General features: G+C 65.3%; 19 protein-coding genes. 10 read left to right on the forward strand and 9 right to left on the reverse strand.

The window, feature by feature from the left end; all coding sequences use genetic code 11:
• Positions 1-11 precede the first annotated feature (11 nt).
• The 5 genes from SALLO_RS17985 to SALLO_RS17395 all read left to right on the forward strand — a co-directional run bounded on the left by SALLO_RS17985 (position 12) and on the right by SALLO_RS17395 (position 6,825).
• Entirely contained in the window at positions 12-1,385 is a 1,374-nt protein-coding gene (locus SALLO_RS17985) for an SDR family oxidoreductase (protein WP_022836862.1), read from the forward strand.
• Positions 1,386-1,497: 112 nt separating this feature from the next.
• Positions 1,498-1,671, forward strand: coding sequence for a hypothetical protein (locus SALLO_RS18545; RefSeq protein WP_022836863.1), 174 nt, complete (start codon positions 1,498-1,500; stop codon positions 1,669-1,671).
• Positions 1,672-2,080: 409 nt separating this feature from the next.
• A complete protein-coding gene (locus SALLO_RS0113665) occupies positions 2,081-2,983 on the forward strand; it encodes a hydrogen peroxide-inducible genes activator (protein WP_022836864.1) in 903 nt (300 codons plus the stop codon).
• Between the two features lie 168 nt (positions 2,984-3,151).
• A complete protein-coding gene (locus SALLO_RS0113670) occupies positions 3,152-4,975 on the forward strand; it encodes a dihydrolipoyl dehydrogenase family protein (RefSeq protein ID WP_022836865.1) in 1,824 nt (607 codons plus the stop codon).
• A 71-nt stretch (positions 4,976-5,046) separates the two neighbouring features.
• Entirely contained in the window at positions 5,047-6,825 is a 1,779-nt protein-coding gene (locus SALLO_RS17395) for an acyl-CoA dehydrogenase family protein (RefSeq protein ID WP_022836866.1), read from the forward strand.
• A 24-nt stretch (positions 6,826-6,849) separates the two neighbouring features.
• On the opposite strand, the gene SALLO_RS0113680 is transcribed toward SALLO_RS17395, so the two are convergent.
• Positions 6,850-7,941: a mechanosensitive ion channel family protein gene (locus SALLO_RS0113680; protein WP_022836867.1), complete on the reverse strand. Its 1,092-nt coding sequence runs from the start codon at positions 7,939-7,941 to the stop codon at positions 6,850-6,852.
• 188 nt (positions 7,942-8,129) lie between these two features.
• On the opposite strand from SALLO_RS0113680, the gene SALLO_RS0113685 reads away from it, so the two are divergent.
• Entirely contained in the window at positions 8,130-10,196 is a 2,067-nt protein-coding gene (locus SALLO_RS0113685) for a tetratricopeptide repeat protein (protein ID WP_022836868.1), read from the forward strand.
• A gap of 15 nt (positions 10,197-10,211) precedes the next feature.
• Here the strand turns inward: SALLO_RS0113685 and SALLO_RS17400 are convergent, their stop codons facing one another.
• The gene (locus SALLO_RS17400) at positions 10,212-10,577 is read right to left on the reverse strand and encodes a Crp/Fnr family transcriptional regulator (protein WP_022836869.1); all 366 of its coding nucleotides are present in this window, start codon (positions 10,575-10,577) and stop codon (positions 10,212-10,214) included.
• A 709-nt stretch (positions 10,578-11,286) separates the two neighbouring features.
• Between SALLO_RS17400 and SALLO_RS17990 the strand changes: the two genes are divergently transcribed.
• On the forward strand, positions 11,287-14,055 hold the full coding sequence (locus SALLO_RS17990; protein ID WP_022836871.1) for a serine/threonine-protein kinase: 2,769 nt from the start codon (positions 11,287-11,289) through the stop codon (positions 14,053-14,055).
• On the opposite strand, the gene SALLO_RS17995 is transcribed toward SALLO_RS17990, so the two are convergent.
• Positions 13,986-15,002, reverse strand: a complete 1,017-nt coding sequence (locus SALLO_RS17995) for a winged helix-turn-helix domain-containing protein (protein ID WP_084696344.1) — start codon at positions 15,000-15,002, stop codon at positions 13,986-13,988. The genes SALLO_RS17990 and SALLO_RS17995 overlap by 70 nt on opposite strands.
• A 504-nt stretch (positions 15,003-15,506) precedes the next feature.
• Between SALLO_RS17995 and SALLO_RS0113710 the strand changes: the two genes are divergently transcribed.
• Both SALLO_RS0113710 and SALLO_RS0113715 read left to right on the forward strand, forming a co-directional pair.
• Positions 15,507-15,704 (forward strand): hypothetical protein, encoded by a 198-nt coding sequence (locus SALLO_RS0113710; protein ID WP_022836873.1) that lies wholly within the window; start codon positions 15,507-15,509, stop codon positions 15,702-15,704.
• A gap of 62 nt (positions 15,705-15,766) precedes the next feature.
• A complete protein-coding gene (locus SALLO_RS0113715) occupies positions 15,767-16,084 on the forward strand; it encodes a hypothetical protein (protein WP_022836874.1) in 318 nt (105 codons plus the stop codon).
• Positions 16,085-16,123: 39 nt separating this feature from the next.
• On the opposite strand, the gene SALLO_RS0113720 is transcribed toward SALLO_RS0113715, so the two are convergent.
• Together SALLO_RS0113720 and SALLO_RS0113725 are read right to left on the reverse strand one after the other, a co-directional pair.
• On the reverse strand, positions 16,124-17,155 hold the full coding sequence (locus SALLO_RS0113720) for a DUF2279 domain-containing protein (RefSeq protein ID WP_022836875.1): 1,032 nt from the start codon (positions 17,153-17,155) through the stop codon (positions 16,124-16,126).
• Between the two features lie 12 nt (positions 17,156-17,167).
• Complete coding sequence (locus SALLO_RS0113725) at positions 17,168-18,019, reverse strand: PhzF family phenazine biosynthesis protein (protein ID WP_022836876.1); 852 nt, start codon at positions 18,017-18,019, stop codon at positions 17,168-17,170.
• Positions 18,020-18,186: 167 nt separating this feature from the next.
• On the opposite strand from SALLO_RS0113725, the gene SALLO_RS0113730 reads away from it, so the two are divergent.
• The gene (locus tag SALLO_RS0113730; protein WP_022836877.1) at positions 18,187-18,930 is read left to right on the forward strand and encodes a hypothetical protein; all 744 of its coding nucleotides are present in this window, start codon (positions 18,187-18,189) and stop codon (positions 18,928-18,930) included.
• Between the two features lie 107 nt (positions 18,931-19,037).
• On the opposite strand, the gene SALLO_RS18320 is transcribed toward SALLO_RS0113730, so the two are convergent.
• The 4 genes from SALLO_RS18320 to SALLO_RS0113750 are packed head-to-tail and all read right to left on the reverse strand — an operon-like array spanning position 19,038 to position 24,017.
• The gene (locus SALLO_RS18320) at positions 19,038-19,826 is read right to left on the reverse strand and encodes a VOC family protein (RefSeq protein ID WP_022836878.1); all 789 of its coding nucleotides are present in this window, start codon (positions 19,824-19,826) and stop codon (positions 19,038-19,040) included.
• 55 nt (positions 19,827-19,881) lie between these two features.
• Positions 19,882-20,217, reverse strand: coding sequence for a P-II family nitrogen regulator (locus tag SALLO_RS0113740; RefSeq protein ID WP_022836879.1), 336 nt, complete (start codon positions 20,215-20,217; stop codon positions 19,882-19,884).
• A 31-nt stretch (positions 20,218-20,248) separates the two neighbouring features.
• Positions 20,249-22,621, reverse strand: coding sequence for a DUF2309 domain-containing protein (locus SALLO_RS0113745; protein WP_022836880.1), 2,373 nt, complete (start codon positions 22,619-22,621; stop codon positions 20,249-20,251).
• On the reverse strand, positions 22,611-24,017 hold the full coding sequence (locus tag SALLO_RS0113750; protein ID WP_022836881.1) for a proton-conducting transporter transmembrane domain-containing protein: 1,407 nt from the start codon (positions 24,015-24,017) through the stop codon (positions 22,611-22,613). Before SALLO_RS0113750 ends, SALLO_RS0113745 begins: the two co-directional genes overlap by 11 nt.
• Positions 24,018-24,107 lie beyond the last annotated feature (90 nt).

The raw sequence follows: 24,107 nt of genomic DNA on the forward strand, positions 1-24,107 counted from the left end.
ATCCCAAAGCCATGAATCAGACTATCGTCATCACCGGCTGTAGCTCCGGCTTCGGCTACGCCCTCGCCCTCACCCTCGCCCGCGGCGGCGACCGCGTCTACGCGACCATGCGCGCACCCGACGGCAAGAACGCCGACGCCGCTCAATCCCTGCGCGACTGTGCCAGCGCCGAGTCACTCGACCTCCGCGTGCTGGACCTCGACGTGACTTCCGACGCCTCCGTAAAGGCGGCTGCACAGGCCGTAAACGACGCGTCTGGTGCCGCTGACGTTGTCGTCAACAACGCCGGGCAGATATTCGGCGGCTTTACCGAGGCGTTCACGGCCGACGAGTTCGGACACCAGCTCAATGTTAACGTCGTCGGCGTGCACCGCGTCCACCGGGCCTTCCTGCCCGCGATGCGGAAGGCCGGATCGGGCCTCGTCATCAACATCAGTTCGACGGCCGGACGTGCGGCCATCCCATTCTTCGGCATCTACCACGCCAGCAAGTGGGGCCTCGAAGGGTACACGCAAGCCCTTCGCAGCGAGTTGGCCTCGTCGGGCGTGGATGTCGTGCTCGTGGAGCCGGGGCCGTTCGAAACGGAGCTCTTCCCCAACCTCGTGGCCCCCGAGGATGCGGACGGCCGCACGGCGACCTATCCGGCGGTCGTCCACGAGACATTCGCGGGCATGAGCGAAGCCTTCCAGGGCTTCCTCACGGACCCCGACGTGCCGACCGATCCGGCCATCGTCGTGGATGCCATTGCTGGCCTCATCGGCATGGCACCGGGCACGCGCCCGTTCCGCACGTGTCTTGGCATGGACCTCGGCGTCCGTGAACGGAACGCGCTCCTCGAACCGCTCGATGCCGGTCTGCTCGAATCGATGGGCATGACGGAGTTCGCGACCCTGGCGGTCCGAGACGTCAACGTGCACAGCCCGAACCGGCACGCGATTACGTTTGAATTCGAACAGACCGCGACGGGCCCAGGCACATTCGCCGGTACGTTCGAATCGTCTGGCGCGATCTCGGACGCGGGCACGACGGAAGACATTCTTGATGTATCCAGCCCCGAAGGCGTCCGCCCGATGGTGGCGACGTTTTGGCGAACGGTCACGGGTGCCGAGGGGACACTGGTCCTAACGGGCGATGCGGCCGTGGATCTCAGCAACCCTGCCGAAGCTAAGGTGACGGGGACATGGCACGTGGAGCACGCGACGGGCGCCTACGCGGACCGCATCGGCTCCGGCGCGATCACGGGCACCGCTGACTTCACACTCGACCGGCCGCGTGGCATGCTCCGCTACGAGGGAACGCTCCAGACCGCCTCCATGGCAGCTCTGTCTTCCGATCCGCCAACGCCCAGTACAAACCCTAACGATCCCATTCATCACAAACCGTGATCTGCTGTGCCTCATCCGCCTACCCCACGCCCATGCGATCGGCGGTGGGTTTATCGCGCTGCGTGACGTGTTTTCATGTGTTCATGGCCCCAGACGATTTCTCCGACGTGCTATGATTGCCTCTGCTCGCATCGCCGCGCTGCTGCTGGAGCCGATCAGCCGGTACGCCACCCGCTCCACGTACGACGAGATGCACCTCGCCGTGGAGCCGAAGCCGATGGGCGCGGAGCGATCGGCGACAGCAAGCATCAGGTGGCGTGCCACCTGCACGGCTAGCGCTGCCTGAACATCCGTTCTGGATTCGTGCAGCAGCACCTTTCGCCACGGGCGTGCCTCACCGCGTCCTGTCGCCAGACGGCGCTTAAGCGCTGGGATGCTCCTCGCTGGTACATGCTGTCCAAGCAACGCTTAAAGAATACGTGCGGCCTATTGATACAGCGCCCGCGCCTCCCCGCAACCGCATGCCGTGTCCGGGGCCCGTCTGCACATCTCTCCTATGTATGATTTTTTCAAAAAAATACATAGGCGCAAGGACAATATCAGCAAATAGAGAAGCCGATTGCAGGCTGCTGGTGATAGGCGGCACCACAGCGTAGGGACTGGATCGCTATTTGCAAGGCCAACACGTACCTTGAGTCCTTCCGCGCAAGCGGCCTCCCATTCCACATCGCATCTATCACCTTCTGTAGTACGCCATGACCCTCACCCAACTAACGTATCTGCTGGCGGTTGTCAACCACCGTAACTTTAGCGAAGCGGCGCGGCAGTGCGGCGTTACGCAGCCCACGCTAAGCATGCAAGTCCGCAAGCTGGAAGAAGCCCTGGGCGTAAAACTCATCGACCGCAGCCATCAGCCGGTGGTTCCCACGGGCATCGGCGAGCAGGTGGCGGCGCAAGCGCGGCGTGTGCTGCAGTCGCGCGATGCGCTTGAAGACATCGCCGCGGCGGCGCACAATCGCGTGCGGGGTACGCTGCGTATGGGCATGCTGCCTACCCTCGCGCCGTACCTTATGCCGCTGCTGGTGCCCGCGGTGCGCGCGCAATACCCCGAGATGACGCTGGAGCTGCGCGAGTGGCCCACGGCGGTGCTCCTGGAGGCCCTGGGCGAAGACCGGCTCGATGCGGCCCTCATCGCGACACCGCCGCCGGCGGCCGCGCACGAGACGCTGCTGTTTGAGGAGCCCTTCGTGGCGTACGTGCACCCCGAGCACCGCCTCGCAGGCCGCGCATTCATCGCGCCCACCGACTTGTCCATCGACGACCTGTGGCTGCTTAGCGACGGCCACTGCTTCCGCGACCAGGTGCTGGCGGTATGCGGCGATCAGGAACGGACCGAGCGGCCGGCTCAGTTTGAAAGCGGGTCGCTGCAAACGCTGGTGCACATGGTGGAGCGCTCCGGCGGCATGACGCTGCTCCCGGCGCTCGCGCAGTGCTACCTGACGGATGCGCAACAGGAGACGTACGTCGTGCCGTTCGAGGCGCCGGCCCCGCGCCGCCGCATCCGCCTGGTGCAACGCCGGGTGCACAAGGCGCACCTCGTCACCGCGTTTGAAACGGCGCTCGACGCCGCCCTGCCCGAACAGCTCGGGGAACGTTAAGGGCGCGTCCAGCGCGTGCACAGCAACCGGCCGGTGGTACCGGAAACGCTCGATTGTGAAGAAACCTTGGGGCGGGGAGCCGCTGTAACGCTTTCCCCCGCCCGGCAACGAATGGGCGTCTATTGTTGATGGGAAACCCTCTCGTTTTGTTTTCAGCGGCACGTGCTCATGGCGGACATCGTTCAATCGTTTACGCAGTGGTTTATGGGATTGGGGGCGCAGTACGGCGTCGACCCCATCGTTTTTGGCGCCATCTACGTGGGGGCCATTCCGTTTTTCTCGGCCTCTGTGGCATGGCTCATCCGCAACGTGCGGCGCGGGCGGTCGGTGGCGGCGCCCGTCCTGTCCGCCGGATTCTTTCTGGTGTCGGCGTACCTCTACCTGTTTGCGGTGGGCGAGAATCTGCCGCTGTGGGTGTATCTTTTTGTGCTGGGCATGGTGGGCTACGGCGCGTTGGCCACGGTGCAAAAGGTGCGCAACAACACACCAGCAGGTGCGGCGGATGCCGAGGCACGCGATCGCTACGATGTGGTCGTCATTGGCGGCGGGGCGGCCGGACTCACATCGGCGGGCGTGGCGGCCAACTTTGGCGCCAAGGCGCTCATGATCGAAAAAGACGCGCTGGGTGGCGACTGCACGTGGACCGGCTGCATCCCCAGCAAGGCGCTGCTGAAAAGCGCCGAGGTCGCACAGCAGATCCGCAAGGCCAAGGAGTACGGCCTCGATGCAACCCTCGACGCCGTCGATTTTCAGGCCGTGATGGAGCGCGTGCGCACCCTGCGACGCGACGTGTACGAGGAGGCCGACGCGCCCGAAATCTACGAGGAGATGGGCATTGAGGTGGCCGAGGGCACGGGGCGCTTCCTCGACAGCCACACCGTGGCCATCGACCGGCCCGATGGCACGACGCGCCACGTGACGGCGCGCAAGATCGTCATTGCCACCGGCGGCCGCGCGGCTACGCCCCCCATCGACGGGCTCGACAACGTCGACTATCTCACCAACGAGAACCTGTTCGACCTGGACGAACAGCCGGAGCACCTGGCCATCATTGGCGCGGGGCCCATTGGCACCGAGATGGCGCAGGCCTTTGCGCGCCTCGGCAGCCGGGTGACGGTGCTGGAGATGACCGACCGCATCCTAAGCGCCGACGACCCGGCGCTTGCATCCATGCTGCAGGAGCGGCTGGAGGCCGAGGGCGTCCGCTATGCCTTTGGGGCGCGCGTGGAGCGCGTGGCCCCGGGCGAGGCGCCCGGTACGGTGCAGGTGACGGCCCTGAAAGACGACACCGTGCACACGCTCACCGCCGACGCGCTCTTAGTGGCCGCCGGGCGGCGGCCCACCATCGAAACGCTCAACCTGGACGCCGCCGGGGTGGCTTACACCCCCCAAGGCATCACCGTGGACGACCGCACGCGCACCAGCCAATCGCACATTTACGCCGTGGGCGACGTCACCGGCCGCTACCAGTTCACGCACATGAGCGAGCACATGGCCAAGGTGGCCGCCACCAACGCGCTGCTGAAGGTGCCCATGACCATCGACGCCGCCCACGTGCCGTGGGTCACCTACACCGACCCGGAGCTCGCGCACGTGGGGGCCACCGAGGCGCAACTGCAAGATGACGGCACCGCCTACACCACGTACCGCTTTCCGTATGCCAAGGTCGACCGCGCCATCACCGACGGCGACACCCTGGGCGAGATTCGGGTGCACGCCACGCCCCGCACCGGAAAAATTCTGGGCGCCAGCGTGCTCGGCGCGCGCGCCGGGGAGCTCATCAGCGAGTACGCCCTGGCCATGAAAAACGGCGTGTCGCTCCGCGAAATTGCAGACACCATCCACCCCTATCCCAGCTACGGACTTGCCGCGCGCCGCGCGGCCGACCAGTGGTACGGCGAGAAGCAAAAGCCCTGGATGATTCGCACGTTGCAGACGATTTTTGGCTACGAGGGCCCCGTCATGGAGCCCGATCCGGACCGCATCATTTAACAAACCATCGCTCACACTGTCCGGTGTGAGCCGCTCGCTCTTCTTCACCGATCAGTATCCCCTTAAGCCTCATGGAAGACGTCGTTCAAGACCCTCCCGCCCTTGGCAATCAGTACATCACCGATCGCGTGCTGCAAAGCTACGTAAAGCGCACGCTGTCTGGCAAAACCGCTGAAGATGCGGAGGCCGCGCTAGAGGCGCTCGGGGCCGAAGCGGGCGAGCGGCTGCATGCCATGGAGCAGGCCGACATCGGCAAAAAAGCCACCCTCAAGCAGTGGGATGCCTGGGGCGCGCGCATCGACGAGATTACGGTGACGCCGCTGTGGGAAGAAGCCGAACGCCTGGCGGTGGAATACGGGCTGGTGCGCCGCCCGTACGAGATGGCGCACGGCCCGCAGAGCCGGATCGTGCAGTTTGCGCTGGCGCACCTTTTCATCCCCGCCACCGACTTCTACGGCTGCCCGCTGGCCATGACCGACGGCGCTGCCCGCACGCTCCTCGACAGCGGCAATGAAGCGTTGATCGATGAGGCGCTGCCGCACCTCACCGCGCGCGATCCGTCAGCGTTCTGGACGAGCGGCCAGTGGATGACCGAGCTCTCCGGCGGGTCGGATGTCAGCCAGACGCAAACGACCGCGCGCACGGACGACGACGGGACCTGGCGGCTGTACGGGCGCAAGTGGTTTACCAGCGCCATCACAGCCCAGATGGCGCTCGCCCTGGCGCGTCCCGATGGCAACCCGGAAGGCGGCGCCGGGCTTGCGCTCTTCTACGTGCCCATCCGCGACGAGAACGGCGCGCTCAACGACGGCATCCGCGTGAACCGGCTCAAGGACAAGCTGGGCACGTGGAAGCTGCCCACCGCCGAGCTGACCCTCGACGGCGCCCGCGCAATTCCGGTGGACGGCCTGGAGCACGGCACCCGCCGCATCAGCCCCATGCTGAACATCACGCGCACCTGGAACGCGGTGACGGCCACCAGTCTGATGCGCCGCGCCGTGGCGCTGGCCCGCGATTATGCCGAGAAGCGCGAAGCCTTTGGCGAACCCATCGCCTACCACCCGCTGCACCAGGAAACCATTGCCGACATGCAGGCGACCTACGAGGGAGCCTTCCATCTGTCGTTTCGGGTGGCCGAGCTGTTGGGTCGGCGCGAGGCGGGCGCTGCCACCGACGAGGAGCGCGACCTGCTGCGGGTGCTCACGCCCGTCGCCAAGCTGCTTACGGCCAAGCAAGCGGTGGAAGTTACCAGCGAGGCGCTGGAGGCGTTTGGCGGTGCCGGCTACGTAGAAGACACCGGGCTGCCCAAGCTCCTGCGCGACGCCCAGGTGCTGCCCATCTGGGAGGGTACCACCAACGTGCTGTCGTTGGACGTGCTGCGCGCGCTCGATCGCACCGACGGGCTGCTCGCCATCCGCAACGAGCTGCGGCGCTGCGTATCGATGCTGTCCATCCAGACGATGGTTGAGCCGATGCGGGCGGCGGTGAAGGCCTTCCGCGAGGCCGTGCAATGGCTGCAGGCGGCCCAGCAAAAAGAAGAGGCCGAAAAGCACTTACAGGCGGGGGCGCGGCGCTTTGCGCTGACGCTGGGGTACGTGATGGAGGTGGCGCTCACCGCGTGCCACGCGCAGTGGGCGGTGCAGGAAGAAAGCGACGGGCGCTCGGCCGCGGCCGCCGAGCGGCTCGCCGAGCAGAAAATCAACCACATTGCCCGCCTCGACCCGCACGACGCGTACGTGCTTACGTGGGACTTCAATTGCCCGACGCTCTTTGAATGCCACACCGGCAGCGGCGACGGTGCCCCCGCAAGCGATACGCTCACCGACTTTGCCGATACAACGACGGCGTAAGGTACCCCCGGACGGTATGCCCCGTCAGCTCCCGGACAGGTCCGAGGCGGCGGCGACCGGCGGCCGGTCGGTATCCACCACCGCACGCGTTTTGGGAAGGGCCGCGGGGTGTTCAGCCTGCAGGTGCGCCACGAAGCCCTCGCGGACGGCGCAGCGCAGCTCCCACAGGTCCGAGGCGTTGCGCGCGCTCACCAGGGCACGTAGCTCCAGCGTGCGGTCGGTGGCGTTGGTTACGTGCAGGCGGCACACGCGGCCGTCGTAATACGGGCACTGCTCCACAATGTCGTGCAGCGCGGTGCGTAGGGCCTCCACCGGTGCGGTGTAATCTACATGGAAAAAGACCGTGCCCAGGAGGTCGGAGGTGTGGCGTGTCCAGTTTTGAAAGGGCTGCTCCACAAACTGCGTGATGGGCACCACAATCCGCCGCTGGTCCCACACGCGCACCACCACGTAGGTGAGCGTAATCTCCTCGATCCACCCAAAATCGCCCTCCGCGATCACCACATCGTCAACGCGGATGGGCTGCGTGATGGCAATTTGCAGGCCGGCGATCACGTTGCCCAGGGTGCGCTGCGCCGCTACGCCCACGACGATGCCAAGGATGCCGGCGGAGGCCAAGATGCCCGTGCCCAGTTGCCGGAACGGCTCGTAGTTTAGGAGCACCACGGCCAGCGCCAACACGCCGATGATTACGCTGCCAATGCGCCGCAAGATGCGCACCTGCGTCAAGATCTTGCGTGCCCGCAGGTTGTCGGCTGTGTTGAGGGCGTGCCGGTCGCTGGCCAGCGTTTCGAGAATGCCGAGTATGCCGATGAGCGCCCAGGCGCCTGCGAGCACCGCCATCACCCGCAAGCTGCCGTTCACGAGGGCAAGATCGAGGGGGAGCGGGCGGGCCGCGTGCAGGGCGTACACGCCCATGAGCACGGCGGCAAGGCGCGAGGGCATCTTGAGATGCCGCCACAGCGCTTGGCGTACCGTCTGCGTGCCGGGCATCTGCCGGAGCGTGCGTCGCGCCAGCCACGCCGCGGCCCGATGCGCCAGCAAGCTCCCGGCTACCGCGCCAAGGACAAGCAGGATGCTGCGCGCCGCAGCCGATGGAAGAAACGACTCAATCATGAAAATCGTGGATCGTGATTCGGCAAGAGAAGGCAACGGGAAGGATTACGCGATACGTGAAAAATACGACTCATCCTTTATTTATTCGCGGCGCGTGCTTTTACTATTGCGTATCCGGGAAAATTACCCCGCATACGCTTGTCTGTAGCCCGTGAGTTACACGCTGCTCTCCCAAGTTCCAAATTTTCATGCTCACCGTGCTCGATCCGTCGATGAATCCTACGTATGGCTCATCCATCCCTCGTTCAGGCGGCATCCAGAAGCTACTGGTTGCCCTGTTCGTTTTCGCTGCCGCGGCCGCCGCGCCCAGCGTTGCCCAGCAAGCGCCTTCTGTGGACCTGTTGTACCGTGAATCGGGCTTTATGAAAGACGCCCGAACGATCGCCATTGCGCTGTCGGACCGCGACGGTACGGTGCCCCCCGACACGGCGCAGTTTCGCAGCGCAGATCGGGTGTACTTCCGCTATACGCCAAAGGGCGACTGGGCATTGACGATGGAGGACATTGCCGCCTTGCAGCAAATCAAAATAAAGCAGGGCGAAACCTTGGTGCAGCCCAGCGGGGTGCGCATGCTGGCACCAGATACTGAACAATCGGCGGCGTTGGTGGGCGTTCCAAAGGATACGCTCAACCTGGGCGCGCCGGTGGTCTTCTCGCATGCTGCCGGAACGAGCGCTCCGCTCTCCGTCGACGAAGCCTACCTGCGCGGCTATGCGTCGTTGCATGCAGCCTGGAAGCAAGCGCAGGCGTTCATGGAGGAGAAGCGTCCCCGAAAGACCATCATCGCGCTACATCCATTTGTGGCCTCAGCCGATTCGGTTGAGCGGCTGTCGTTTACCCCCAAGGCCCGTGCCCTGCTCGATACCGCGGTGGTGGACGCGCTGGACCGCGTGACGGCGTCGTTTGAAACGCTCCAGCAGCTCCCCGACTCCATTACCACAGAGCGCCTGGTGGCCATTGACACGCTCAATGCCCAGTTGCAGCGCCTGAAGGCCGCGCTACAGCCCTACGTGCAGCAGGAGGAACGCAAGCACGCCATGGCCCGGCGCCAAATCGACTTTCTCGCGCAGTCGGTCGCAGGGTTGCAGTCGAGCGCGCGCTCGGCGTACCGCGACGAGCAGTTCCGCATCCTGCAGCGCGGCACGTTTGCCAGTCCGCGCCTCGGGGCCATCCTGGACGGGCTCATGTACTTGCTGCTCGACCCGGCGCGCGCGGTAAACGACCGAACGCCGCAACTGGATACGCTGCGCACCGCTCCCTTCAACAACGCGACCTTTGCCCCGCTGCGCCAGCGCCTCGAAGCGGTCAATAGCTGGGCGCACTTTCAAAACATCGTGCAGCTCGTAAACGCCAACATCGCAAACGAGCAGCGCGTGTTTGGCGATATCATCATGCAGAACCTGCGGCTGCGCCGCCCGGCCGCCCCGCGGCCCTACTACGAGGTGATGGCCGGCATGAACGCGCTGGGCCGCGGCGAGCAGGCGGCTTTCGAGGAGGCATGGACCCGCGCGCTCGCCAAAGCCACCGCGTCCAATTTCATCCACCGGATGCAGCAGTGGAGCATCGTCTCGAACACGGCCCCCGAACGGCTTTCACAAGACGTGTGGGCCGACATCGCGGCGGCGCAAGCCCTGCAGGCGCAAGGGCAGTTGCAGGCGGCCCAGGCCCGTTACGAGGCCACCCGGCAGCGGTTGGGCCCCTTCCCGGTGGTAGACTACGCGCTGGGCGACATTGCACTGGCGCAGGCCGACACCGCCGCTGCCCGCAAATACTTCAACCGCGCCCACGTCATTGACGACACGTACGTGCCGCCTACGCTGGCCCTCATTGAGCTGGCCATGGCCGAACAAGCGTATCCCAAAGCGCTCGTGATGGCCAACGAAGCCTTGCAGGACCAGCCGTACTGGACGATTTACTTCCGCAAGGGGCAAACGCTCGTGCGTCTGGAGCGCCTCACCGACGCCATCGACGTGCTCCGAAGCCGGTGCGAGCCGCTCAATAACAACAGCGTGGCACTCTACACGCTCCTGACGGATATCTACATCGAGCGCAAGATGTGGGAGGGGGCAAAGTGGGCGCTGGATCAGGCGCGAAAGGTGAACCCCGATGCACCCGCCATCACGCAGCGCGCGCAGCGTATCAGGGCAGCCTTGAAGAATCCGGACAGTGTTTCGGCTTCCGAGACGCCGCCGCCCGTACCGGCCGACACCAGCGGCAGCGCCGCCAAACGTCCGGCCGACACCGTAGAGCCGTAGCGCCGCAGGCGGTGCCTACGCCGTGCACTCAGCCAGGTACGTCTTGGCTTCTTCGGCCACGCGCTCCATGACGCGGAGGGCAAAGAACGGGGTTTCCTGCACAACATCGAGGAAGGCGCGCCGGTCAATAACCGCAATGCGCGCCGGTGTTTTGGCCACCGCCTTCGCGCGTCGCGGGCGGTCGGTGACAAACTCGTAGGTGCCAAAGATGGAGCCCTCCTCCACGAAGGACGGAGGCTCCCCAATAATGTTCATGGTTACCGTGCCTTCCAAAATACCATAGATAGAACCGGGCGAGTCGTCTGCGTCGTAGATCGTATCGCCGGCCTCAAACGATTCGACATGATGCGAACTGCGTAGAAAGTTGAAATCCTTTGCCATGTGGTGCCAAATGAAAATCTGCAAATGAGAGCACGTGCCAAGTACTGCTCGAGAAGACTGTGGTTGAGTGAGTCGGTGGTTGAGTGAGTCCGTAGCCGAGCGTAGTGCTGCACGGCCCAACGCCATCCCCCCGGAAGGTGTTCGAACAGAACCTAACCCATTATACCATACCGCAAAGACACAAACGAATACAATCTCGTATCTTTCCGAGGCGAGCGGATGAGCCGCTGGTGGGCGGTTGGGTGCTCCTGCTGCTGTGGGACGACGGGCTTCCGGTGGCCCTGCATGCCCAGGCGGGCCCCAACACGACGGCCGCGGCGGTACGGGCCACCCTTCAGCGCTTGTTCGATGGCATGCGCGCCGGCGATGCGGACGCCGTAGACGCTGTCTTTGCCGATGAGGACCGCTTGCAGATTCTGATTCAAAATAAAACAGGTTTAAAGGCGGCACAAAAGAGAACACGCCCCTTCATAAGTGTTATACAGAATACATGCTTTATCCCCGTCGTAGTGGATGACAAAGGCATGTCTTTGCGTAATCCGTTGCGCAGGGTGCGGAGAGCCTTCGGTGCATGCCGCTTTGCCATGCACGTCGCTCAGGACACCGCCTTGGCGTGTGGCGTTGCGCGGTGTGCATGTGGCGCGGACCTCACGGGCGCGCTCGTTTGACGAAATCGTTGGCCCCTAATGGTTAGTTGTGGAGGAGACGCATGTCATCCAATCGCTCCGCCGATTACTGGAACCGCGTCCAGCAGGTGTTTCAGGAAGCGGTTTCACAAGATCCGGAGGCCCGCGACGCATTCCTGCAATCGACCTGTGCCGAAGACGAGGCCCTCTACAACGACGTGATGGCGCTGCTGGAGACCGACGGCGACGCCCCGGCGTTCCTCGACGAGCCCCCCAACTGGTCCGACGCGCCATGGTCAGACGAACAGGAACAGCAGGGGCCGCAGCTTCCCGATCCGTACGACGTCATCAAGCCGCTGGGGAAGGGCGGCATGGGCCGGGTGTATCTGGCGCGCCGCACCGACGTGGGCACCCGCGTGGCGCTCAAGATGATACGCCCCGAACGCACCTCCGAGAAGCTGCGCGAGCGGTTTTTGGCCGAGCGGCGCATCCATGCCAAGCTCACGCATCCCAACATCGCCCGCGTGCTCGATGCTGGAATCACCGACGCGGACGTGCCGTTTTTGGTGATGGAGTACGTGGACGGCGTGCCGCTCACCACCTACGCCAATGCCTATCAGCTGTCGGTGCGCGAGCGGTTGCGGCTGTTTGAGAGGGTATGCGAGGCGGTGGCCTACGCGCACCGCAACTTGGTGGTGCACCGCGATCTAAAGCCCGGAAACATCCTCATTACGGATAAAGGCGATACGTCGCACCCAAAGGGTACGGTAAAGCTGCTCGATTTTGGCATCGCGAAGCCCTTGTACCCCGAGGAGGACGGACTGACCCGCACCGGCGGCCGCCTGATGACGCCCAAGTACGCCGCCCCCGAGCAAATTGCCGGCGAGCAAATCACCACCGCCACCGATGTGTACGCGCTGGGCGTGCTGCTCTACGAACTGCTGACGGGCGCGCTGCCGTACGACTGGCCCAACGATGCCACGCCACACGTCATCGAACAGCACATCCTGGAGGCGCGCCCGGTGGCGCTGGCCGACGCGGTGAGCACCTCCGCGAGCGATGCGGAAGTTCGGGCCCTGGAGCGCCAGACCGATCCGGCCAGCCTGCGGCGCATGCTGCGTGGCGATCTCAACGTCATCTGCCAAAAGGCGCTTCGCAAGGAACCGGAGCAGCGGTATGCCTCGGCCGAGCAGCTCGCCCGCGACGTGGAGCGCGTGCTAGCGCATCGTCCCATTGAGGCGCGGCCCGCGACGTGGTGGTACCGCACCCGTACCTTTGCGCAGCGCAACACGGCGACCGTTGTGGCCGCTAGCCTGGCGCTGGTGTTTCTGCTAGGCGGACTGGGCACTTCGTTGTGGCAGGCGCGCGTGGCCGAGCAACAACGCGACCAGGCCCAGCAGAACGCCGCCGAGGCGCAGGCCGTCTCCGACTTCCTCGTGCGACTGTTCGACGCCAGCGATCCCGCCGAAAGCCGCGGCTTGCAAGTTACCGCCCGCGAGCTGCTCGCCCGCGGCCGCACCCGCATCGGCGCGCTCAAGGACCAACCGGGCGTGTACGCAGAGATGACCAACGTGATGGGCAACGTGTACGCCTCGTTGGGCGAATACGCCACGGCCGAGTCGCTCCTCACCAAGGCCGTGGCCCTCCGCACCACAACCGACGAAGCGCCCGCAGAACGCGCCCAGGCCCTGAGCGACCTGGGCGGCTTGTATTGGCAACAAGGGCGCTACGCCAAGAGCCTCGGCCCTTTGCAGCGTGCCCTCACCCTGCTCAAGCAGCAAACCTCCCCCCCGCAAGAGTTGCTGTCGGAGACGTACAACCGGCTGGGCATCGCCATGAGCAAGCTGTACCGCATGGAGGAGGCTGCGACGTACCGCGCCCAGAGCTTAGCTCTTGCGCGTAAGCTTTATGGCGAAGAAAGCGTTGAGGTGGCGGCTGGGGCAAATAACCTGGCGGTCATGCTCCAAAACATGGGACGCTACGCCGAGGCGCTGCCGCATGCGCGCACCATGCTCCGTATCGTACAGGACTTGCGGCAAGCGCCGCATCCGTACATTGCGACGGGGCATACCAATGTGGGCCTCATTGCCAAAGACGCCCTCATGCTCGACACCGCTCGGGTGCATCTACAAAAGGCGCTGGCCATGCGGCGTGCCATTTACGGCACGGAAGACCCGCGCACCGCCATCTCGTATCACAATTTGGCCGAAGCGCTCTACTACGCGGGCAACTATGCCGAGGCACGGCGCCTCAGCGAGCGTGCACAGGTGTTGCAATCTGCCGTGTACAGCGAGTCGCATCCCGGACAGGCCGACGTGTTGCACACCTACGGACTCATCCTGCGGGCGCAAGGGAACTACGCCGCGGCCCGCAAGACCCTGCAGCAGACGCTTGACCTGCGCACGCGCCTGCTAGGCCCCGATCATCCCCGCACGGGGCGCACGTGGGCCGCGCTCGGCTGGTGCGAACACCTCGCGGGCAACGACTCCACCGCGGCGCGCGCGCTGCAACAAGCGGCGCGCATCTACGCGCAACAGCGCACCCAAGGACACCCGTTTCGGCATGTGATTACGGTGTACCAGGGTGCCGTTGCGGTGGCCCGCGGCCGCCGGGCCGCCGGGCTGCAGCAGCTGAAAGACGGCTACGACCGTCTGCTAGCGACCGCGGAAGGGCGCGAGCGTCGGGGGGCCGAGGTCGCCGCCCGCGTGCTTTCCACAACCTATCGAGCGGCCGGGCAATCGGCCCAGGCCCAAACGTGGCAGCAGCGCCAGGCCGCCGTTACCTACGCGTCGTCCGTTGCAAGTCGATACCCGCGGCCGCGCACCGTCTCAATGACCGATCGCAAGCCGTAGGGCTCAAGCTTCTGGCGCAGGAAGTAGATGTATGAGTCGACCATGCTCGTGCCCGTGTCGAAGTCCATCTCCCACACATCGGTCAAAATCTCGTGGCGCGTGCACACCGCGCCGTTCTGCTGCATCAGGTAGGCCAGCAGGTCGAACTCCTTCGGCGTCAGCTCAATGGATTCGTCTTCCACGTACAGCCGATACGTTCCGTAGTCGAGCGTAAGCGGGCCCACGGTCAACTGCTCATGCTGGGCGTTGAGGGCGGCCCGCTCGGTATCTAGCAGGCGGTGCATCACGCGGCTCACTTCCTCCACAAGCTCGCGGGCCACGCGTTCAACGGCTGTCTCAAGGGCCTGGGTAGAAGCAGGAGGGGGCGCATCGTCCGTAGAGACATCGTCCGGCGCGTCACCCTGAAGGGCCTCGTGCACGGCATCCTGGAGCTCAGCAGAAGCTAAATGCTCGAAGGTCTCATCTCCGCCATCCACAATGTGCTCCAGTACGCGCATTTGCTGGCGCTGCCCGCGATCTACCATGCGCCGGTAGGCCCCAATGCGGGCCTTGAGTACGGCAGCATGCAGGGGAAACTGCAGTACGTCGTCCACACCGGCTTCCCACGCGGTCAGCATGTCGTTTGTGCTGCCGGTGCACAGGCCAATTAACGGGACAAATGTGCGGTGCTCGGCCATCTTTTGATGGATGGCGTGGGTTAGCATGCTTACCGGAGGGCCCTGGTGCGAGGACCACTCCAAAAGTACGGCGTCGGCCGTCTCGGCGCATGAAAGGACGTCTTGGCCGGCAGGCGTAAAGGCGTGCGTCTCGGCGTCGAGGAGGTCAGCGAGGGGAAAAACATGGAGGGTGTGCGGCGGCAGAAGGGCGACGCGCACAGCAGACGCGACGGCGTCTGTCTTAGAGACGAGACAAATGGTTAAAGAAGTCGTGGGATCAACGAGGTTCATAGGGGGGAAGGATTCGCTGGTGCTAGATGAAATGGCAAGGGAGTGTCGTTTCGAGGCACCGCTGTAGACGGAAGACTTAAGGGGTGGGGAAACGACCGAAGCGTAGGTCGCTCCGCTTCCTACGGCCGTTTAGAACGCGGCCGCCGGTGTGCAGCCGACACTATGCCATCTTTGATATATAAGATGTGTCGTCCCACACAGCAAATAAAATACCACAAAGAAAAGATCATAAAAACATACTGTCATATTTTATTTTAATAAACGTAAAAGCTCAAGACGGACAATGCTTTGATATAAAAATGAGATTCTTTGTATTATTGTGTGTGGCGCGTGCCCTAGCTTGTTTTGTAATACGCCACTATCGTGCGGCGGAAAGTACAGCCCGCCTGTATTGCTCACTCCACCGCGCACATGACAAGGTGCATGCTAGACGACCCCGACGCAGATGTCGCGCTTCACATCCCTTCCCTATGGCATTGGATTCGGCAACGCACCCAATCACCGATGATGCGCCGCTCGGCCGAGCTGACCGTGATGCGAGCGGCCACCGAGGCGCTCGCGCCGCATGGCATCACCACAGTTCACGAGTTGAAGTCGGTTACGTGGTGCTACGATCCTACGGTCATTGAAGCGATTGAGGACGCCGTTCACAACACATTCGAAGATCGCCTGCCTCCCGCCTGCTATCGTACCCTCTCGTGATGCGTCGCCGCATACGGTCAATGCCTTCCCATGCCCACCCTGCCTGTCCATCTCACCCGCACATGAGTAATTCTCCGCTTGAAGCACTTTTTAGCGCCCCCGATTTTTCCGACGACGCCATCCTTGAGCCGCCGGAGGATGCGCGTGACGTTGCGTACTACGATGTCACGGTAAGAAGTGCGGTGAAAGGCGCAGCGTCCAACGAGGAGCAAGACCTCTCACCGCTCACCGAACGCCTCGCCGACGGATGGCGCATTGCGCGTATGGGGATGACCGATGTGGAGAAAGAGACCGGAACGGCGATCCTCACCATACGGCTCTGGCGCCAGGCGCCGCCGTCCATATACGATGTGGCGGGTCGGTCCGACGACGCGGCCTAACGCGCCGCGCACCATCTTGCCAGCCGCGCAGCTGCCGCATCAGAAGTAGAACCAGCGCATGCGGGCGTCCGGGGCTATCTGAAAGGTGGGCAGGGGGAGGCGGATGAAGGAGAGCACCGGCTGCAGAAAGCGCACGGGGCGCGGCAGGGTGATCAGCTCGCCGATGACGACATCGGGGCCAATGAAGAGCTGCCGCTGGTGGACGCCGCCATTGAGGCCGGAGACGGGATGGGCCAGGCCCGTGCCGCTGTGTCCCACCGCCACCGCAAGCCAGTCGGGCCACAACGGTTTTGCACGGGGTGGAAGCATACGCTCGGGGCGCAGCGACAGCCAGAACGTGATCCCCTGGTAGTCTTGGATGCCATTGCCCAGGAGCTTGCTTGGGACGTAGTAGGGCGAGGGATGATAGGAGTACTTGAGCGTAAACCAGTCGAGGGCTTCGGGGTAGGCATACTGCGCCCCGCCCAGCACGCTGCCCGCGAGGTTGGCCAGGAGGTCGGTGCGCGAGGCGCCGTAGGCATCCGAGAAGCCATCGAAAAACTCGATTTGCGCCTGAAAGAGCGTGCTCGCCGTGATGCCGAGCACCGCCGAGCGGGGGCGCGAGAGGCCGCTCCACCGGCCATACGCGGCCGCCGCCCGCGTGAGTACCCATGACCCGTACAGGTGGCCCAGTTTGTCTTGCTGCACGTAGGTGAACCAGTCGTCGTACCACCGCGTCCCACCGGCGCGGTCGTACCAGTGCCACGCGGTACGATCGGTGCCCCGGTACCAGAACTGGTACAACGCTGTCATGCCCACCACATCGAGCGCCGCCGCGCCGCCCACGCCCCACCAAAAACGCCGCGGGCGGTAGGTCAGGGAGTCGCGCATGAGCGCCTGGCGATTGGCAGGCACCGGGGCAACATGAGGCGATGTGCCGAGGACGGCGGGCGGAGACAAGCGGGCCGGCGCACGATCTTCCGCTACGCCTTGCGGCGCACGATCTTCGACGAGGCGTGGTGATTCTTGCGCGAGGCCCGCATCAGAAAGCAGGCCCATCAGAAGAACGGTGAGGCACGCAATGCGCAGCATGGGCACCAAAGGTTAGGACGAGGAAACGAGCGGCGGTTCAACCGACGGGTCGACAGGCGACAAACGAAACACCACACAACTTGTGCCTCCCAGGTGAACGCGCGCGCCGTGGCGCTCCATGTGCACCATGCCGCCGCGCGCCGACGCCTGATACCCGACCAGGGCGTCGCGGCCCAACCGGTTGCCCCAGTAGGTGGCCAGCGCGCAGTGCGCCGATCCCGTAACCGGATCTTCCGGTACGCCCACGCGGGGCGCAAAAAACCGCGAGATGACGTCGTAGCGGCGGTTGGGGGCAGCCGGCGCCGTTGCGATGACGCCGCGCGCGTCGATGGCCTTGAGCGCCGCAAGGTCGGGGGTGAGCGTGCGAACCGCGTCGGCATCGGGCATGACGGCCATCACGTCGAACGGGGTGCGCAGCGTGCGCTCGACCGGAGCGCCCAGCGCAGCGGCAAGAACTTCATCCTCAGCGGAAGAATCTACCGACGCCCGCGGAAAATCCATCCAGAGGGCAGGCCCATCGGAGCCCGTGGCGCGCCACGTGTGCAATGCGCCGCTCGCGGTGTGAAACGTAATAGACACGTTTGGGTCCACCGCGCCGGTGTGCCACAGCACAGTTGCCGCCGCGAGCGTGGCGTGCCCGCACAGGTCCACCTCGTCCGTGGGCGTGAACCATCGCAGGGCAAAAGCCGCCGTGGCATCCGCTGCATCGGTGTACGGATGCACAAACGCCGTTTCTGAGAGGTTCATTTCGGCAGCAAACGCCTGCATCCAGTGCGCGGGCGCCGCGCCCGGAAGCACGCAAACGGCCGCCGGATTTCCGCTAAAGGGCGCATCGGCAAAGGCATCCACATGATAACACGTCATAGAACAGCTTGTGAAGCGAGGAATAAGGTTGTGGGGATAAAGGATGGCCCGGATGTTGCTATTTTGCAACGTGACTCTCATATTATCCGAAAGATGGGAGATTGATGCGCCGAAGTGCGTACTCCCTCATGCTCCCCGGCAAGTGTGTATTTCCTCACCATTCGTTTATGACTACAGCGTCACAGGCCAAAAGCTCGCGCCCCCTCGAACGTTTCGTACAATCGGTTCGCCGCCGCGCCATCGCGCATGACGTACCGGCTGCGCGCGCCAAAATTTACGGCGCGTGGGCCGCGTGCTACTATCGGTATTGCTTGCTCAAGGACAAATCGTGGAAGTCGCCGGAGCACGTTCCGGGATTTCTCGACTACCTGCAAGCCCAGCAGCAAGTCGACACGTCGCCGGGGTCGAAGGCAGTCCGGTCAGTAATTTTCCTGTTTGAAGAAATTCTCGATACGCCGGTGGCCGATGAGCCGTGGGCGCGCGAGGACACGGCCCAAGCGCCGGCCGCGGCGCCAACGGCGGCCGACAAAGCGGCCTCCGAGAAGGAGCAGAGCACACTTCTTACCAAGGTGCTGTTTCATACGTCGCTCACCATCCGTGAGGCGCTTGATCTGTGCGCCGGCGACCTGGACTTCGACGCGGGCATCATCTACGTGAGCGACCAGTTTGGCACGCCGAAGCGCCTCGAAGAAATGCCCGCGGTGCTCAAGCAGCCGCTGCAGGCGCAGGTGGCAGAAATTGAGGAAGAGCACGGGCTCATGTCAGCCAACATCCGGCTCTTTCAGGCCAATGCGCTGGAAGGCAACGTCGACGAACAGCCGTCGTGGGCGTCGGACGAAGAGCCGGTGCAAGAAGCGGCCGTCGAGGAAGAGACCGAAGAGGGCCGCTCGCTCTGGCAGTACGCCGAGTAGTCGCGCCGCGCAATCACGCCGCGCAGGTTCTATATTGGCACGTAGCAGAACGCGAGGACGCAGCCACGCACGGCGGCGTCCTCGTTGCATGTAAGGGCGCTGTGCCCTCACGTAGCGGAGAGGGCATCGAGCTGATCAACCACGCGCTGGGTGAAGAGGGCCACCAGCCGGCGCCGCACCTCGCGCTGATGCGCCAGGTAGAAGGCGTACTCGTCTTCGGTAAAGTGGCCGGCCACGAGGCCCACAAGCGAGCGCTTGAGGCGGCGGTCTTCCTTGAGCAGGTTGCGCACCTTGGCCTCCTGATCGGCGCGGTCCATCTGCGAAAAGCCGGTGTTGTACTTCTGCAGGTAGCGGCTTACGGTCGTCAGAAGGAGGGGGTTTTGGAGCTTGCAGAGGGGCCGCAGCGTGCGGCTCTGAAACCGCTCCATGGGCTGCTGGTCGCGGGTGTCGACGGGTACATCCGGACGAATCTGCTGCAGGCTCGCGTCGCGGTTCATGGCGCCCCACAGGGTGGGCGTGGCCAGCTCGACGCTGTTGCCGGCCGGGTCGCGCAGGTATAGCGAGTGGCCGCCGTGGGGCCATGTCTTTTCTTGCTCGATGGGTACGTCCTGCTGGTTCAGGCGGGCGCGCCACGCGTCGAGCGCGTGGGTTGGAACGGCAAAGGCCACGTGGCCCGCGCCGGTCGTTCCGTGCGGCGGCACGGCGCCATCGGCTGCGGCGGCCGCGTGGTCAAACACGTGCACGATGCCCGTGCCGCACCGAAACGACACGAGCCGCGGGCGTTCGTCGAGCGCCACGGGGAGCTGCAGCACCGTCTCGTAGAACGCGGCCGTCGCGTCGACCGCATCGGCATATAGGCTGGTTTCGAGCACGCCGTGAAGCGATGGAGCAGGCATGGGCAGGAGGGGCCCGTAGGAGAGAAATTGCGTGGTAGGCGGCCGCGTGCAGCGCTCAGTCGCCGTCGGTAAACTTGTCGAGGCGCACCACCGACGTATCGGAGACGAACATCACGCCCGAGCTCTTCTCGAACAGGGGCGTAAGGCCGCTTACAATGCGGCGGATGGTGCCCTCGCGGCCGACGGCGAAGAACATGACCAGCGAGGAGCGGTCGTTGAAGAGCAGCTGTCCTTCGTGGAAGCCGTGCGCGCCGCGGCCTACGATGTCGCGGTGGATGGTGTAGCCGCTCACGCCGGCGTCGTCGAACAGGTTGCGCACGTACATCTCTTTCTCGCCGTGCACGATGATTTCGATTTTCTTAAGCGGATGGAGCGTATGCTCGGGGGGCATGGGCAGGAAGGAGCGTTGAGGCGGTTGCGGGTTATGCGGAAGGTGCCGGAGCGGGCGCGGCCCTCGGGTGCCAGGTGCCGCCCGGCTGGTATTCGTGCACCGTGGCATCGGACGGATCTACCACCGCCAACGACATCCAGCGGTGGTCAAGCAATCGTTTCAACTCGTACTGCTGGTTCAGGATCGCCTCCACGCGATCACGCGGCGCATGCACGAGCGCCCACAGGCGCAGCGGGGCGTGGTGTGCCATGGTATCGGAGGCATAGAGGGATTGCAACGGCAGGCCGCTCATGAGGTCGCCGCCATTGCCCTGGATGAGCCCAAAGCGGCCCGTGACGTTCTGGGTGATCTTCGATCCGCTGCCGTAAGCGGCGTTGTCGATGGTGGAAAAGTAGTACTGCATGTTGATCCACTCGCCGACCACCAGGGGGCCGGTCATGATGGTTTCGAGGGCGGTGCCGTCGGGGTCGGTCTGCCAGTTGTAGGAGTGCAGGAAGACGCGCCCGTCGAGGGATGTATCTTGGCTGAGGGCGCGGGGCCCAATGATGAAGGCGTAGTTGCCGGCGAGCCCCCACTCGGGGCGCGTCTCGGCCCAGTCGTGGGCGCGGCGGCGCGCATCGTCGCGTCCGGTTGCAGGACCGCCGCCGGGCAGCGTGGCGGCGCGCTCGGCCGCGGCCTTCGACTGCGCAGCAGACAGGTCGTCGCGCAGCCGGTTGAGGGCCTCGGGCGCGACGCGGTCGGTGGCGTCGTCGTACAGCGTGACGGCGTCGGTGGTGGTGTTGTGCTCGGCTGCAAGAAACACGGTATCCTCAGGAATTGCAATTCCGCGTTCGCGGAGGGCGTCGCGCACGGCAGGGGTGTTGCAGAGGGCGGCGAGCACGCGGGCGTTGGGACCGCCGGGGGCACCGGCGCACGCGCCACAGTCGAGGCTGGCTTTGTATGGGTTGTTCGGTGTTTGGGCGCCGTGGCCGGTAAACACGACGACGGGCGCAAAGCGATCCGTCCAGCCCATCAGGCGGAAGGCGGCCTCGGCGTACAGCACCTGCGCATCGTGTGTAAGGCCGTACGGAAGGCCATTGTCGCGGTCGGGGTCGCGGGCTACCGCGGGCGCCGCGACGTCGGAGGCCGCGGGTACCCACCGGCGCAGGCGGTCGCGCCAGGCGGCCAGGCCCAGTGGAGCGAGCGTACGGCCGGCCAGCGCCCCGCCGAAGAAGCCGCCGCTGCCCTCCACAAACCCGAAGGCCGCGGCGACGTCGTGCTTGAGGGTCTTCAGGAGCGACGTGCCCGTGGCGCGCCAGGCGTCCGCACGGGCGTAGCGGTCGGCGGCCGCGTGGGCCTCGGGGCGCGGATCTTCGGCGATGCGGTGGCGCGGATCGACGATGGGCGGGCACGCCTTGTGCGGATGCGCTTCGTCGTGCGTCTGCAGCGCGATGGGCAGGCCAAAGAAGCCAGCGTAGCCGTGCGTCTCGTACGCGCCGGTGTGCTCAATGTGGCGCCGGATGATTTCCGAGCGGACGTCGATGCAGAAGACGAGCTGCGCGTCGGGGCGTTCGGCGGGCGCGTTGGTGGCCGATGGGTCGAGGCGATCCAGGAGCCGCCGGCGCGCGCTCTCCTCCCAGGCGGCGAGCCAGCACTGCGCGAGGGCCGCGTGCTCCGACGCGTCGGGTGCCGCGGCGTCATCGGGCGGAGTGATGGGACGATCCAGAAGCGTCGCGGCGGTCAGGCGCACCGCGAGGTAGTCGATCAGGGTGAGCGGGGCCTCAGACTGCCAGTCGTGCGCCTCGGCCTGCATCCGCCAGCGGATGTGGCCCGTCCAGCCCGGCAGGGCGGCCAGGTGATGGGTGAACAGGCGCTCCCAGGTGGGCTCGGGATGATCCGCCAGCACGGCGCGGAGGGCATCCCACGACGTCTCCGGCAGATCCATCGCATCGCGCACCGTGGGCAGGGCGCGCTCGTGCGGGGCGAGGGCGCGCCAGGCGGCGTAAAAGCCATCGCCGCGCTCCGGCATGGGCCACGTGGCCTGGCCCCGATCGGCAAAGGCCGCAAGCCACTCCGTCAGCAGCTGGTTCAGCGTCTCGTCGGGCGGGGGCGCCGGAGCAGGGGCGCGGTCCATCTGATCGAGCAGGGCCTCGGGCGTGGCCGCGAAGCCGGCGTCGGACAGGCGTTGCGTGAGGATGTCGGGCTCGATGGCGCCTTCGGCCCAGGCCGTGCGGAAGCAGTCGGCGGCGGGATAGGCGCGGCCGCCGAAGAGGCGCTGGCCGGTACGGACCGCCTCCGCAAAGGGCTGATCCTCCAACCCCGACAAGGGATTCGACGAGTTGAAGAGGGGCAGCGGCCAGAGCGGACCGATCGCCGCGGCGGCATTCTCGATGCGCGCGCGCAGAACGGTGCGTTCAATGGGCATGATAGTCGGGGCGATGGGTGAGGAGCGTGGCGGGGTGGGGGCGTGAGGTGCTGCGCAGCAGGGCGTAGAGGCGGAGGCTGTTGCGGTGCCGGCCGCTCTGCTGCACGACGTAGGCGCCAATGAACAGCGCGAGCAGCACGCCGTGCGCGGCGTTCAGCGGTTGGGCGTGCAGCGGGCCGTGGCCGATGAGCGCGCTGACGCCGTTGTAGATGGCGGCGTAGAGCGCCACGCCGCCGGCCATGCCCAGGGGCAGCCCCACCAGCCGCGCGGCCCGCGAGAGCGCCTGCGTTTGGGCGAGGGTGCGCACCGCTTGCAATACCGTGAGCGCCACAAAGCACGCGAGCACCGCGCCGGTGGTGGGCGCAAGCAGCGACTTGCCCGTTAGGGCCGCAAACAGCACCGCGCCGCCCACAGCGCTGAGTCCGGTAACGATCCATCCGAGAGGCGTTGGGCGGGTCGCGGGCGCCGCGGCGCCGCCCTGCACCGCTTCCCCAACCGAAAGAAACAGGTACGCCTTGTAGAAGCCGTGCAGCATGAGGTGGGCCAGCGCAGCGGGCACAAAGCCCAGGCCCACCTGCAGCACCATGAAGCCCATCTGCGCGGTGGTGGAGCAGGCGAGCTGGCGCTTGACGTCGGTTTGGACGAGCATCCAGGCTTGCCCAAGGAGCGCGCTGAGGCCGCCCAGCACCACCAGGACGGTGAGGAGCGACGCGTGGGGCGCGAGCAGCGGAGCGAAGCGCGCGAGCAGCACACCGCCTGCATTGACGATGCCCGCGTGCATCAGGGCGGAGACCGGGGTGGGGGCCGTCATGGAGGACAGCAACCACCGTTGCGCCGGCACCAGGGCCGACTGGATCACCGCAGCGCCCGCGACCAATCCGCCGATGGCGAGGGGCCAGGCGGTGGGGAGATCCGATGCGGCCGCCAAGGCCGCGGAAACGACGACGTGCCCGGTGCCCAGCGCAAGCAGCGCAAGGGCTGCGGCCAAGAGCGCGCTGCCGAGGAGGAGCGCGCGCCGGGTGTAGCGTGCCGCGGCCTGGGCCTGTGGCCAGTCCTTCAGGTGGCCGATGAGATCCGCTAGCACCCAGCCCATGCCCGTCCACGCCGCCCACAGCAGCACCGCGTGGTTGGCCGCCGCCACGAGCAGCGCGAGGGCAGTGAGCGCAAAGAGCCGTCCGAAGAACGCATTGATGCGCTGCTGTCCTTGCATGTAGCGCAGCGCAAAGCTATGCACAATGCCGCTCACGAAGGTCACGACGCCCCCCATAAAGACGGTGAGGCCATCGAAGCGAACGAAGGGCGACGTCCACGGCGCGCCGTAGAAGGCATACCCCAGAATGGCGAGCGTGCTCAGGGCAAACAGCGCCCAGACCATTCGTGTCAACAGACGTGGCATACAGAAGAGCAATTGGTGCGAAAACAATCGAATGTGCGCAAGGCGTGGGGCAGGGGCAAACCCTGTGCCGAGGCCCGCCCCCGCCGGCAC

Source organism: Salisaeta longa DSM 21114, assembly GCF_000419585.1.
Classification (GTDB): Bacteria; Bacteroidota; Rhodothermia; order Rhodothermales; family Salinibacteraceae; genus Salisaeta; species Salisaeta longa.